The organism is Vreelandella olivaria (assembly GCF_023507745.1).
Lineage (GTDB): Bacteria > Pseudomonadota > Gammaproteobacteria > Pseudomonadales > Halomonadaceae > Vreelandella > Vreelandella olivaria_A.
On the sequence record NZ_JALPZO010000126.1, the window covers coordinates 12,401 to 25,928 of the forward strand.

The following is a 13,528-nucleotide window of genomic DNA, read 5'->3' on the forward strand; positions in this document are numbered from 1 at the left end:
GCCGAATATCAGTTCATATGTCATGAAGAGGGAAAGCTTACAGCCCCCATGCTGCACGCACTGACGAGATTGCTGCCGGCAGATGCTCAATGCCCCGGCCCAATAATTCCGTTGAAAGCTGTTTTATACCGTTCGCGGGAAGTTCTGCAATCGCTTCAAGCATCTTCTTCTTCACGTCCTGGGGTAAAGCGTTCGACGCTTCCGTCCGGGTCAGAAGAAGCGAACGGAGGGTTTCCTCATGAAATTTGACGGTTACCACTCCCAGGATTGCACTGAGTCCGCCATCGTCGCTAAGGAAGTCCATACCTTGAGCCGTGATTCGTACCTCCCCATATCGAATCACGGGCATATATGGGAAGGGCCGATGTGTGTTCACTTTAATCAAGCCATGCTCCTTGAGGTAGTAAAGAAGCCAAAATTCATTCTCTTCTGCCAGATCATGAGGATTGACGCTAAATGGGTATTCATTAGCCAATTTATTCAATATTTCCAGTTGTTTGTCTCGAAGCATATCCATTGGCATAGGCGCTCAGGTTGTGATGTTCTGCGTAGGGCAATCAGTATACCCAGCCTGTTATTCTGCAGGTGGCTGAATAGGCGTCGTTTTTTTGCGACAGCGTACTTGTTTTTTTGCATGTGGTGGTGGGGGGACGCTCATGCAGCCTATCGTCCGGATATACCTGAGGCGTATGCCGTGGCCGCAGAGACGCACAGTGTGCCACCCGACATCTTGTATGCCTTGGCACTTAATGAGTCCCAGGTCCAGTTGGCTCATGCGATCCGACCGTGGCCTTGGACATTGAACGTTGCAGGGACGGGATATCACTTCGCTGATCGTAACTCGGCGTGCGAGGCCCTATATGAGGCTCTGGGTCGGACACGGGTCGTCGACGTCGGCATCGCCCAACTCAATGTTCGCTGGCAACCACAGCTGTTTGGTGCTGGGAACCGTTTCGTCGATCCCTGCGATGCCCTGGATCCGTATGCCAATCTTGAGGAGGCGGCAGGGCTGTTGCGTCAGCATTACGAGGAGAGCGGTGATTGGCTGATGGCCGCTGGTCGCTATCATCGCCCCGCAGGGGGGGAAGCCGCTGCGCGATATCGGCGTGGTATTGCCGCCCAACTGGCCAGGCTGGAGGCAGGGAGCGGCCCACGTCCAGCGAGTCATGACGCTGCCGTCCGATTTGCTTCTGCTTCGGATATTGAACTCCCGGCCACAACTCAGTCAGTGCCTCAACCCCCTTCTATCTATTCTGCAAATATATCAGAGCATTATCAGCCGATTGCTATCGATCATTCTCTTCATTGGGTAGTGCCTTCTGAGGTTGAACCCGTGTCATGGATTGACCCGGAGGTGCGGTGGGACTGGCTGGTATCGGTGGTGGTGCAATAACCAAGGACGTTTTATGAAACGAGTGACGAGATCAACTCGACGTTTGATGCCATGGGCAAAGGCGCTCATAGGAGCGTTGGGCGTGGCGGCGATTGGTATGCCGGTGATGGCTCAAACCTCCCCTATAACAACCGGCGTGCCTGAAGCGGATGATGTGGCGGCAGAGATGATGCCGGCATTGACGGTAGTGGCGGACCATGGAGGGGAGCCTGCCCGTCCGTACTATGTCGCCATCGGTATGGCGGGAGTGGCTGAGTCTGAAGGGTATGTAGCTGACACGTCTCAGACCATCAGTGGGATGGATATCCTGCCGGTGGAGAGTGAGGCGTTGACGCCGGGAACTGTTGAGACGCGAGCGCTGGAGCTGCCCCCGGGAACAACCCCCTTTTTCCTGGTGGGGGATGATGATCTTTCGATCTCATGGCTGGAGCAGCGTGGCGACAGCTTGCGTTCCATATATGCCGTGGGTCTGGTCGTGAATGTCCAGGATGCACAGGGTATGCAGAGGCTGCGGGATGCTGCGCCAGGACTTGAGCTTCGACCGGTATCCGGTGATGACCTGGCTGGACGCATCGGTCTTGTGCACTACCCCGTGTTGATTACCCCAACACGTCTTGAGCAGTGATGAGGACGCTAATATGACCCTTCGACTACCGGTCACTGCTTTTGATGCCCTGGATGTCCCAACGATCTGTCATCAACCTGCCGAGGATGTTGAGCACAGGCTGCTGTTTGCAACGCGCTTGCTGATGATCGCGGTGCTCTCGTTTCGCCTGTTGAAGCGACCGCCGGAGGCCGATGCGCTGATCCGACAGGTCAGTACCATCCATGGTCTTGATGAGATGGTGATTGATGCCGCCCTGGAGGTGTTGCCAGGGGACGTGTGGGAAGAGATTGAGGAGATACTGGAGAGCTTTGGGAAAGATGCGATCCCCAAGGTCTACCAGGGACGTGATAAACGGCTCTGCGGCCTGATTCTCGTACTGAGAAACAGGCCAAGCGAAAACGAGGAGTTGGAGCGACTGTTCAAGGGCTTTGAGTCAGCCTGCCGATACGATGGAGCGCACTACGATGCCATCATGGCCAACCTGGCGACGCAAGAGGTGTTGAGGGAAGTGGCACACCAGGTGCTTAAGCAGCTGGGGGAAAACCCTTCCGAGCCCGTCCAGGGGGGAACCGAGTGAAACAGCACCATCCCCTGGAGGCGCTGCTGCGCCCGGCAGTGGAGCTTAATACCGCTATCGTGTGCCTGGTGTGTGCGCTGCTGTGTGTGTTTGCCCCCTGGGCGCTGGCACTGACGCCCAGTGTGGGGATCGGAATGGGGCTGGGGTTCCTGGCCTTTGGCATGTACCGCGGACGTCAGGCCTGGATCGTGTTGCGTTATCGCCGCAATATGCGTCGCTTGCCTCGCTTTGCACTGCGCAGTGACCAGATTCCGGTGAGCACCCGGAACCTGTGGCTGGGAAAGGGCTTCCGCTGGGAAGCCCGTCACACACAGCGATTGCATGACAGCCAGCAGCCGGAAGCCGAGTCCTATGTGGGGCCGTCAGCGCTGTATCGTTGGGCTCGGCGGCTGGAGAACCGTATGGAGCGCGTGCGATCGCTCCACTTTGCCATTCGCCTGCTGAGTGCGGATACCGCGCTCAATCCTTTCCGGCCTCTACCACCAGTGGGCGGCATCGCGGCGCTACACGCCGTGGAGTGGAACGAGGTCGATGTCTATCTCCCCTTGGGTGAGCGAGTGGGCCACACGCTGGTGGAGGGTACGACCCGCGTGGGCAAGACCCGCCTGGCGGAGGTGATGATCACTCAGGATATCGCTCGCTCCACTAACGAAGTTGTTATCTGCTTTGACCCGAAGGGCGATGCGGATTTGATGATTCGTATGTATATCGAAGCCTTGCGAGCGGGTCGGGGAGACGAATTTTATGTCTTCCACTTGGGCTACCCTGGGATGAGTGCCCGCTACAACGCGGTAGGCCGTTTCGGGCGGATCTCGGAAGTGGCGACCCGTATCGCTGGGCAGCTTTCCGGAGAGGGTAATAGCGCCGCCTTCCGCGAGTTTGCCTGGCGATTCGTCAATATCGTTGCACGGGCGCGTCATGCACTGGGACAGCGCCCTTCCTACGAGCAGATTCTGTCTGATGTGGTGAATATCGATGGGGTGCTGATCGAGTATGCCCAGAGCACCCTGGCGAAACATCATCCCAATGCGTGGGAGATGATCAGTGACATCGAGACCAAGCTCAACGACAAGAATATCCCGATGGCCATGAAGGGTCGTGACAAGCGTGTGGTGGCCATCGAGCAGTTCCTGCAGCAGGTCAAGATCCGTGACGTGGTACTGGAGGGGCTGCGTTCGGCAGTACGTTACGACAAGACCTACTTCGACAAGATCGTGGCCTCCTTGCTGCCCTTGCTTGAGAAGTTGACCTCTGGACGGATTGCCGAACTGCTGTCGCCAGACTATCACGACCTGGACGACCCGCGTCCTATCTTCGACTGGCAGCAGATTATCCGTAAACGCGGCATCGTCTATGTCGGCCTCGATGCGTTGAGCGACTTTGAGGTAGCCCAGGCGGTAGGTAACTCGATGTTTGCCGACCTGGTGTCGGTGGCAGGCCATATCTACAAGCATGGCATCGATGACGGCCTGCCGGAGGTGGACGGTGGGCAGTCCGGCAAGGTAGCAATCAACCTCCACTGTGATGAATTTAATGAGTTGATGGGCGATGAATTCATCCCGCTCATCAACAAGGGGGGCGGCGCGGGAATACAGGTCACGGCCTACACCCAGACCATCTCTGATATTGAGGCGCGTATCGGTAGTGCAGCGAAAGCCGGGCAGGTCATCGGTAACTTCAACAACCTCTTCATGCTGCGTGTGCGCGAGGAGCGTACTGCACGAATCCTCACGGACCAGTTGCCCCGAGTCAAAGTGGCAACTCGGATGTTGGTGTCGATGGCCGGGGATAGCTCAGATGTCGATTCAGGCGTGGATTTCACAAGCTCCGGTGGCGATCGGATCAGCACCGCGCCGGAGCCGATGCTTGAGCCCGCCAATGTGGTCAGCCTGCCCAAGGGGCAGGCATTTGCTCTCATGGAAGGTGGGCAGCTGTGGAAGATCCGTATGCCGCTGCCATTGCCTGATAAAGGTAAGCGCATTCCTTCGAATATCCACGACATCGCCCAGGGAATGCGAGACCAGTACAGCACGGGCGAGCGTTGGTGGGAGGAGGTCATGCCACCTCCCGTGCATTTCCAGGTGCCCGCAGAGTTCAGAGACGGCGGACGGCCAGCTATCTACTCGCCGCCGGGCGGCGGTGGTGGCATAGAGGTGGAGGAGTCCAGCGATGCCGCTGCATGGAGTGATTGACTGTGTGGACGTCGGTGTGTCCAGGGGTGACGGCTAATGGCAAACGATACGGCAAAGAAGACACACGAGAAGCGTGGTGGACTGTTTTCCAAGACACTGGGCATTCCCTTTCAACTGTTGGCCATCCTACTGGTATCGTTGCTCTGTTCCATTGTGATCGAATGGATTGGCATCTATTTCGAGTGGTGGTCTCAGCCGGGTGCTGAGCACGCTCGCATGACGATGGAGCGTGAGATGGGCTGGTTGGATACTGAGTTCAGCCGTTCGCTGCTCATCTCCAGACCCGTTGAAGCGGCGACCTGGTTCATTGGGCTCGCCTATGAGTGGACCTTCGTCAAGACAGGGATCGCAGGGTTACTGGAGAGCAACCGAGACAGCGATGGCTGGATTGGCTCGCTTGTGGCGTATCTGCAGGCCGCCGTGTATGTGACGCTGATGACGCTCACTCGCGTGGTGATTCTGGCACTGACGTCGCCACTGTTTGCCCTGGCCGCTCTGGTGGGATTCGTTGATGGTCTGGTGCGCCGCGACCTACGCCGGTTTGGTGCGGGGCGTGAGTCGGCGTTTATCTACCATCATGCCAAGCGGGCGGTTGGGCCTGTCTTCGTGGTTGGCTGGATCTGTTATCTGAGTGTGCCGTTTGCCATCCACCCCAACGTCTTTCTTATTCCCTGCGCGGCTCTATTTGGCTTGCTGGTCAGCATTGCGACGGGTTCGTTCAAAAAGTATCTCTGAGTTTCCCCTCTGGCACAGTGCCTTTCGACGCCTCACCTTGGGGCGTCTCTTTTTACGGATATAGAAACGTCCCTCCAAGGAGGGGCGTGGCTAGCGGTGCCACTCCCACAGTCAAGCCATTGACTTGCCAAAAAATAAATACTTCATCAGCGCACTTAATATTTCTGCGTGATCTGCCCGGTGGTTCCCGCAACATGGGAGGACACACATTGCAGAGCCGAGCCAATGTCACATTACACACCATCTCACACGCGTCGATGTCAGCGCTTCGTTACCTCGCTTTGTGCGATGACCGTCTCGTTAGCGGCTTTTCTGCCCGCTGTCGTAGTGGGAGATGAGGTGCGTGACGAGATCCTGCGCCGGGACCTGGCGGTGATCCAGGAGCAGCTGGATCAGATCGATGTTGTCGTGCAGCGCCTGGAGGCCCGCCAGGCCCATACCGACCCGGAAATCCACCGCTTCTACCTGGATACCGATCAACTGCGTCGTGACCTGGCTCGCATTGCCGAGGGCATTGACGGCTACCTGGCGCCTCCGCGCCTGCCACCACGTGCACCCATTCCGTTGGCGGGAGACTACCTGCGGGAGTTTCACTAATGCCGACTGATGCTTCCCCGTTTGAGATTGCTGCTGGGTTTGATAACAGCACGGTGCTGTTCATGCTCACCGGAGCGGGGATGGTCGTTGCTCTGCTTTGGGCAATGTGGGCGGCAATATCAGCCTACAAAGGGTGGGCGAAGGGGAGGGTCGATGACAACAATTTCACCCTGGCATGCCTGCGCGTAGTGCTGTTGTTGGTCATGTTCATTTGGATCTTTACCCCTGGCCCCTAGGCAGATTTTTATGCGCTGCTCGAAGAGTGGCATTTCAACGTAGTGAAGGAGTGGCATCAATGAAAATTTCATCAATGGCTCGCGTGGGTGGTACTCGTGCCAGACAGTCACTGGCGACGGTGGCGGCATGTGTTATGGGCTTACCAACCGCCGCGTTGGCTCAGCTTCCCCAATTGGAAGAACCCTCTCAAGGGGGCGGGGGCCTTATGTCGACCCTGCAGGGGTATTTATACGATTTCGGGGCGTTGATAGGGCTGATCCTATGTGCTGTTGCTTTCCTGATAGTGGGTGCCTCTGCGATTGCGTCCTTTAAAGAAGCACGTGAGCGTGAGACATGGGGCAAGTTTACCGTAACCGTTGTCGTCGGTGTGGTGTTGATCGTCGCGATCATTTGGCTGGCCACCGAAGCTGCGCCGATCTTATCTCAGTAATCAGGAGTAGGCACTATGTCGACCATCGCGTTTATTCCCAAACGATTGAACGAGCCGCCTGTGGTGTTTAGGGGCATGACCGGGCGCGAGGTGGGGATCATGGCCCTGATCGGTTTTGTTGCTGGATTGCCTATGGGGGTGATCAGTGCTTGGGCGCTGGGGATGTTCGCTATGGTGCCTACGCTCGCATTTGCCATGGCCGGTATGTTTCTGGTGTTCGGCGGTACGGTGATGAGGAGGCTGCGCCGCGGTCGATCCACCATCTGGCTATATCGTAACCTCCAATGGCAGCTAGCTGTTCGGGGCTTCCCTCTGGGTGAGGGCCGTTCGCTTATTATCCGTTCCGAGGTCTACCGGACTCGTCGGGCGAAGGGTAGGGGGGGGCGCTCATGAGCCGTTATCTCCATGCCTTGTCCGCTCGGGATTCCCATATTCTGACCCTGCGCGGCATCATCGCCGTATTGCTTCTGTTGTGTGCAGGGCTTTGGTGGGGGTGGAAATCAGCCCCTGAAGATCTGACGATTCATAACCCACCGGACCTTCGCAGCGGTAGTACACGGGCATGGTGGGAGATAGACCCGTCCAGTGTTTACGCGTTCTCGCTCTATGTCTGGCAGCAAATAAATCGGTGGCCGTCCAATGGCGAGAATGACTACCGCCGCAATCTTTATGCCTACCAACATTTTCTTACTCCTGCATGCCAAATTGAGCTGAACCGGGAATATGAACAGCGTCGAAACAGCAACGAATTGAACAATCGTGTCAGGGGAATCTATGAAATCCCGGGACGTGGCTATCGTCCTAAATCTGGTGAAAGTCCTGGATCTGTTGAAATCCTCAGCCGTGATGCCTGGGTGACTACCCTCGATATGGCCATCGACGAACAGTACCGGGGGACGCCTATCCGTGACCTGTATATCCGCTACCCGATGCGGGTCGTGCGTGCCGATGTCGATCCTCAGAATAACCCATGGGGGCTGCAGTTGGATTGTTTCGCCAGGCCTCCCCAGCGGTTGCAGATGCCCAATGCGGGAGGTGATTCATGAACTTGTTCCGTCGAGGAGCACTGCTCGCGATGGGGGTCTTAATGGCTCTTCCTGCCTGGGCCGTGGAAATTATCGAGTGGGATCGACGGCCAATGGATATCCCGCTGCCGGTCGGCACCGAGCGTGTCGTGGTGTTGGATCGCAATGTGCGCGTCGGGCTGCCTGGGCCGATCGCCAGCGCCGAGACGCTACGGGTGCAGAGCTCGGGTGGCGTGTTGTACCTCCTCGCCCATGAGCCGTTCGATGCGCAGCGGGTGCAGCTTCAGGATGTCGAGAGCGGCGAGATCCTATTGGTTGATCTATCGGCGCGAGACGGAGCCAGCGATGAGGATATTCGCATTGTCGAAGCCGAGGCTCCTGCGTATCAGGTATCTGAGCAACCAGGTCAGGCCGGGGTGGCGGAAGGGGCTGGTGTTCCGCTACCTCCCGCTCCAGTGGCACTGACTCGTTATGCTGCTCAGTCGCTGTATGCCCCGATGCGGGCGGTGGAAGACGTACCGGGCATTCGACGGGTTCCAATGCGCCTTCCCGAGACGCTTTCATCATTGATCCCTGCATTGCCAGTGACGGCAACGCCATTGGGGGCCTGGACTTTGAACGGCTACACCGTCACAGCGGTACGCATTACCAATAACGACCGGCGTTCGTTTGAACTCGACCCGCGTTGGTTGCAGGGAGAGCTATATAGCGCGTCCTTCATGCACCCGAGCATCGGGCCGAGGGGAACTGTCGAGGATACCACCACGCTGTTCGTCGTCACCCGTGGCGTAGGATTGGCGCAGGCATTGCTTCTACTGCCCCCAATGGCAGAGGAGGATGACGCATGACGCTCAAGTCCAATGGATTACTGAAAATCCTTGTCCCGTTAATGGTTCTGTTCGTCATGGTTGTGATGTTACGAAGCTGTGGCAGCGGTAGCGGGTCCAGTAGTTCGGGAACCTCTCAGGGCGAGGATCCCACCCTTCAGCTGACGCAGGATGAACTGCGGGCGTTGGGGGTGGAGGGTGATACGCCTCAGGACACCGTGGCGACACTCGTCGGTCAGGTACAAGCCATGCGTTCTGATTTGGAACGTACAGCAGCGGAGAGTGAGGCGCTGCGTCAGCAGAATGAGCGCCTTACTGAGCGTACTCAGAATGTGGATCAGTTGATTGATGAGGCGTTACGCGCAGAACGGGAGCGTCAGCAAAACCAGGATCAACAACGCAGTCGTCAGGACCAGAGCCTTCTAAGCTCGGTTCAGCGTGAGTTAAGTGATCTACGCCGACGCATTGATTCGCCGGATTCTGATGAAGCTGACCTGCCTATTGGCCTGGGCCTTGAGGGTGGTACTGCACGCGGCAGTATGTCCTGGGTGGAGCCCATGGATGTCAAGGAAGCGCCCAGTCGTGGCAGCCGCCAGGAGGAGGTGATGTTCCCGACCTCCTTCGGTGAGGCCGCCAGCGCAGTGAGCGGGGCGGCTCAGACTGCGGCTGATGCGGTCGAGCGCCGGGTCACCGGCCAGCCCCCGGCGTCGACGGTAGAGCCGGTGTATACCGTGCCTCAGAATTCCACGTTGATGGGTTCGCTGGCAATGACAGCCCTGATAGGCCGGGTGCCGGTTGATGGCACCGTCACCGACCCCTACCCGTTCAAAGTCATTGTTGGCCCCGACAACCTGACCGCCAATGGCATCGAGATTCCGGAAGTGCAGTCGGCAGTCATGAGCGGTACTGCCACTGGTGACTGGACGCTGTCTTGTGTCCGCGGTGATGTTCATTCGGTCACGTTTGTGTTCGAGGATGGCACGGTTCGTACGCTACCTGAGCCTGAAGATGTTAACTCTGGCTCGGGTGATTCCTCGCGTACCAAGATCGGCTGGTTGTCGGATTCGGTCGGGATTCCCTGTGTGGGTGGTCAGCGTAGTAGCAATGCTCAGCAGTACCTGGGAACTCAAGCTCTCCTGACTGCTGCCGGTGCCGGTGTGGCGTCACTACTGAGTGATGACGGTGACATCGTCTCGACGATGAATACTGACGGCTCAGTATCAACTGCGATGAGCGGTAACCAGGCCGTCAATCAAATCATGGCATCAGGCGTCAACGATATGTCTCGCTGGGTTAACCGGTTGTATGGCGAGGCATTCGCAGCCGTCTTTGTGCCGCCTGGCCGGGACGTGGCCATTCATATTGATCGTGAACTGCAAATCGATTACTAGACGCAGGGACGGAGGGTGCATTATGAGCGCGATTTCTCGCTCGGCTATGACATGCCATAAGGGACAATTTGGACGCGGTTTGTTGCTGGCGATAGGGATAGGCCTGATAAGTGGTTGTGCAACATCCGCGCAGGATATGTGGGATCTGGACGATGCGCCGACCATGCAGGAACTGTGGCAGCAGGGGGGAGCGTCCAACGGTGGAGCGGGTAATGATCTGACGCAACGCGGTTTGCTGGATATGCGCAGTTCACTGCGCCGTGATCTGACGGACGGAGCCCTGGTCGATGAGAATATCAATTACACCCGTTCTGCCGCGAATGAGATCTATAGTCAGTTTTCGCGGCTGCCGAATCCCGACCTGGTGATGTACGTGTTCCCGCACCTGGCAGGGGCCGATCCAGTGCCCATTCCTGGTTACTCAACCATATTCACCCTCTACTCACGTCCGCAATATGCGATGCCGGGTGAAACCGCTCGGCCTCAGATACCAGGTCAACAGCGTGGCCATGTCAGCGTTGAGTTCATTGGAGGGCAGTGATGTCAGCTTTCGATGCTTTCATGAGCAAAATGTTTCCGCCGAGCGGAAAGGGAGCCCGTCAGGAAAACCCCCAGGGAGACAGTCTTGGGGCTTTCGAGGCGGCTGATACCGATAGGGTTTCGCCGCAGGTAAAATCGCTACTGACAGACGAGAGCGGACGCCCGCTTTCGTTACCGCGTGGTAAGCCGATTACAGAGGAAAACCTGCGCGCAGCCTATCGTCGAGCACCGTCGTTTGCCTCACGGCTGCCCTGGGTTGAGTATTTATCAGAGACAGGCTGTTTTTTGCTGGAAGACGGTGTGTCGGTGGGTATTGTCGCAGAAGTCATCCCAGTACCCACCGAGGGGAGAAGTGAAGACGCACTGGAAAGTGTTCGCGATACCATTTGTTCAGCATTACAGGACTGTCTACCCGAGCATGACCACCATCCGTGGGTGCTTCAGCTATATGTACGTGACGATACGGACCCCCGCCCCGATTTAGAAAAGCTGCGCGCTTATACGCGCCCTGGACTGCTCAATACCGAGTTCACGCAAGCGTGGCTGGCTAGCATGGAGGCGCATATGCGCGCTATTGCAAAGCCAGGAGGGCTTTTTGAGGATGACCGGGTCACTCAGACTCAATGGCGTGGCCAAACTCGACGTACCCGGTTGGTACTGTATCGCCGCTTGGGAAGTGGTAAAGCCAAGGTGGGAGAGCGCAAGTCGGCTCGTTTGTCTAATCCTGATGATGCTGTTAACCAGGTTTACGAGCGCCTGGTGACGGCGCTACAGCCCGCCGGGTTGAGTTTTCAGCGCTACGATGGCCGGGATTTCCATCGCTGGTTGATGCCTCGTTTCAATCCGTGTCCGCGCATGTCGCCTGATGATCCACAACGTTTTTACGATGTATTTGACTTCCCTGATGACGATAACCGTCTGCCTCACTACGACTTGGCGGAGGGGTTGCTGGCAAGTTCTCCTTATGGCGATGTTGAGAAGGGGCTTTGGTACTTTGATGGAATGCCTCACGCTGTCGTCCCCGTCGAAGAAATGCGGCAGGTACCTAAGGTTGGCCACCTTACTGGGGAGGTCACCAGGAATAATGGCAAAAGTGGGGGAACAGTATCGAATGCGTTGCTGGATTTGTTACCGGAAGGGACCGAGGCATGTTTAACGCTCGTGGCAGTCCCCCAGGAACCGCTGGAAGATCATATTGATAAGCTGCGTCAAAAAGCGGTGGGTAGCTCTGTTCAGGCCCAAAAAGTTCGAGAGGATTGTGATAAGGCACGTGGGTATTTAGGCGATGATCATAAGCTGTATCAGTCGTCGCTTGTGTTTTATGTCAATGGTGCTGATGAACGGGAACTGGAAAAACGTTTCCTCGAACTGACAACTCGCCTGACGAGTGCCCAGCTCAAACCGGTCGATCCTGAAGATGAAGTGGCTGCCCTTAATAGTTACTTGAGATGGCTGCCTATGGCCTACGATCCTGAGCTGGATCGCTCTGGGTGGTACACCCAGATGAACTTTGTTCAGCATATTTCGAATCTAATGCCGCTATTCGGTCGCGCCAAGGGTACAGGTAATCCGGGGATCAGTTTTTTCAATCGCGGTGGTGGGACGTTTAATTTTGACCCGCTAAACCTGGATGACCGGGCGGCCAATGCCCACATGTTGATTTTTGGGCCAACCGGGGCAGGTAAATCAGCGACGTTAAACAGTATCCTCAGCCAGGTGATGGCCATTCATCGCCCGAGGCTCTTTGTGATCGAAGTCGGCAACTCCTTTGGCATGCTGGGGGACTACTTCAAGCGCAAGGGCATGACCGTCAATAAGGTACGGCTGGCTCCGGGTTCGGGTGCCTGTTTGCCTCCATTTTCTGAAGCTCATCGCCTGCTTGATGCAGAGATGGAAGCAACTCGGTTAGAGCGTGATCGTGAAGACCATAATCCTTATGAGGAAGCACCTGTTGAGTCCTTGGTGAGTGATGCAGAAGGCGATCAAGAGGGTGATGAACGTGACTTGATGGGCGAGATGGAAATCGCTGCGCGCCTGATGATTACCGGTGGGGATCCCAAAGAAGAAGCGCAGTTCCGTCGTTCAGATCGACGCATGGTCAGAGATGCGATTTATCGGGCTGCTCGTACCTCCCACTCAGTTGGTCGCACGTGTTTGACTGAAGATGTTCGGCAGGCGTTTCGTGAGATTGCGGTTGACCCAGAACTGCCGGAGTCGGCGCGACATCGCGCCTATGAAATGGGTGAAAGTCTTGGGCTGTTTGTGGACGGTTTTGACGGTGAAGTATTTAACCGTGATGGCAATGCCTGGCCTGAGTGCGATGTTACTATCATCGACCTGGCTCACTACTCACGTGAAGGCTATGAGGCCCAACTGGCTCTAGCCGTAATTTCGATCACTAATATGATCACCAACCTGGCAGAACGGGAGCAGTTTTCGGGGCGGCCCATTGTTCAGGCAATTGATGAAAGCCATATCGTGACGGTGAATCCGCTGCTTAGCCCATTTTTTGTCAAGGTCGGCAAAATGGGGCGCAAGCTGTCCCATTGGCTGTGGTTTGCGACTCAGAGCTTGGAAGACTTTCCCAGCGCGGCTGAGAAGCTCCTCAATATGGTGGAGTGGTGGATCTGTCTAACGATGCCGCCCGACGAAGTCGAGCAAGTCGCACGATTTAAGAGCCTGACACCTTCCCAACGACAGCTCATGCTGTCCGCGTCCAAAGTCAATAAAAAGTACACCGAGGGGGTCGTGCTCTCGACACGGTTGGAGGCACTGTTCCGTGTTGTACCTCCCAGCCTTTATCTCGCTTTAGCAGGAACTGAGGGTGATGAGAAGGCCGAGCGTGACCGTGTGAGGCGCGAGCTTGACTGCTCAGAACTCGATGCAGCGATCGAGATTGCCAGGCGTCTGGATGATAAGCGGGGGATTGCGACGTGAGTGCAACTGCTGGTAAATGCTGGTGGCGGCTGTCAATAAC

Annotated in this window: 15 protein-coding genes; 14 read left to right on the forward strand and 1 reads right to left on the reverse strand. The window is 56.6% G+C overall.

What is annotated here, in order from left to right; all coding sequences use genetic code 11:
• Positions 1 to 37 precede the first annotated feature (37 nt).
• Positions 38 to 523 carry a hypothetical protein gene (locus tag HP566_RS14645; protein WP_249978017.1) on the reverse strand — a complete coding sequence of 162 codons (486 nt, stop codon included), beginning with the start codon at positions 521 to 523 and terminating at the stop codon, positions 38 to 40.
• A gap of 171 nt (positions 524 to 694) precedes the next feature.
• Between HP566_RS14645 and HP566_RS14650 the strand changes: the two genes are divergently transcribed.
• The 14 genes from HP566_RS14650 (at position 695) to HP566_RS14715 (ending at position 13,488) form a co-directional block, all read left to right on the forward strand.
• Complete coding sequence (locus HP566_RS14650; protein WP_249978018.1) at positions 695 to 1,393, forward strand: transglycosylase SLT domain-containing protein; 699 nt, start codon at positions 695 to 697, stop codon at positions 1,391 to 1,393.
• 13 nt (positions 1,394 to 1,406) lie between these two features.
• Positions 1,407 to 2,018 (forward strand): integrating conjugative element protein, encoded by a 612-nt coding sequence (locus HP566_RS14655; protein ID WP_249978019.1) that lies wholly within the window; start codon positions 1,407 to 1,409, stop codon positions 2,016 to 2,018.
• A 13-nt stretch (positions 2,019 to 2,031) separates the two neighbouring features.
• Positions 2,032 to 2,577 (forward strand): hypothetical protein, encoded by a 546-nt coding sequence (locus HP566_RS14660; protein WP_249978020.1) that lies wholly within the window; start codon positions 2,032 to 2,034, stop codon positions 2,575 to 2,577.
• A complete protein-coding gene (gene traD / locus HP566_RS14665) occupies positions 2,574 to 4,769 on the forward strand; it encodes a type IV conjugative transfer system coupling protein TraD (protein WP_249978021.1) in 2,196 nt (731 codons plus the stop codon). Before HP566_RS14660 ends, traD begins: the two co-directional genes overlap by 4 nt.
• A 36-nt stretch (positions 4,770 to 4,805) precedes the next feature.
• On the forward strand, positions 4,806 to 5,504 hold the full coding sequence (locus HP566_RS14670; protein ID WP_249978022.1) for a TIGR03747 family integrating conjugative element membrane protein: 699 nt from the start codon (positions 4,806 to 4,808) through the stop codon (positions 5,502 to 5,504).
• 225 nt (positions 5,505 to 5,729) lie between these two features.
• On the forward strand, positions 5,730 to 6,101 hold the full coding sequence (locus HP566_RS14675; RefSeq protein ID WP_249978023.1) for an RAQPRD family integrative conjugative element protein: 372 nt from the start codon (positions 5,730 to 5,732) through the stop codon (positions 6,099 to 6,101).
• Complete coding sequence (locus HP566_RS14680; protein WP_249978024.1) at positions 6,101 to 6,337, forward strand: TIGR03758 family integrating conjugative element protein; 237 nt, start codon at positions 6,101 to 6,103, stop codon at positions 6,335 to 6,337. The genes HP566_RS14675 and HP566_RS14680 overlap by 1 nt, the downstream gene beginning before the upstream one ends.
• A gap of 59 nt (positions 6,338 to 6,396) precedes the next feature.
• Positions 6,397 to 6,768: a TIGR03745 family integrating conjugative element membrane protein gene (locus tag HP566_RS14685; RefSeq protein WP_249978025.1), complete on the forward strand. Its 372-nt coding sequence runs from the start codon at positions 6,397 to 6,399 to the stop codon at positions 6,766 to 6,768.
• Positions 6,769 to 6,783: 15 nt separating this feature from the next.
• Complete coding sequence (locus tag HP566_RS14690; protein ID WP_249978026.1) at positions 6,784 to 7,161, forward strand: TIGR03750 family conjugal transfer protein; 378 nt, start codon at positions 6,784 to 6,786, stop codon at positions 7,159 to 7,161.
• Positions 7,158 to 7,814 carry a PFL_4703 family integrating conjugative element protein gene (locus tag HP566_RS14695; protein ID WP_249978027.1) on the forward strand — a complete coding sequence of 219 codons (657 nt, stop codon included), beginning with the start codon at positions 7,158 to 7,160 and terminating at the stop codon, positions 7,812 to 7,814. Before HP566_RS14690 ends, HP566_RS14695 begins: the two co-directional genes overlap by 4 nt.
• Positions 7,811 to 8,641: a TIGR03749 family integrating conjugative element protein gene (locus HP566_RS14700; protein WP_249978028.1), complete on the forward strand. Its 831-nt coding sequence runs from the start codon at positions 7,811 to 7,813 to the stop codon at positions 8,639 to 8,641. Before HP566_RS14695 ends, HP566_RS14700 begins: the two co-directional genes overlap by 4 nt.
• Positions 8,638 to 10,011, forward strand: a complete 1,374-nt coding sequence (locus HP566_RS14705; protein WP_249978029.1) for a TIGR03752 family integrating conjugative element protein — start codon at positions 8,638 to 8,640, stop codon at positions 10,009 to 10,011. The genes HP566_RS14700 and HP566_RS14705 overlap by 4 nt, the downstream gene beginning before the upstream one ends.
• A 22-nt stretch (positions 10,012 to 10,033) precedes the next feature.
• A complete protein-coding gene (locus tag HP566_RS14710) occupies positions 10,034 to 10,552 on the forward strand; it encodes a TIGR03751 family conjugal transfer lipoprotein (protein ID WP_249978030.1) in 519 nt (172 codons plus the stop codon).
• Entirely contained in the window at positions 10,552 to 13,488 is a 2,937-nt protein-coding gene (locus tag HP566_RS14715) for a conjugative transfer ATPase (RefSeq protein WP_249978031.1), read from the forward strand. The genes HP566_RS14710 and HP566_RS14715 overlap by 1 nt, the downstream gene beginning before the upstream one ends.
• Positions 13,489 to 13,528: the final 40 nt, after the last annotated feature.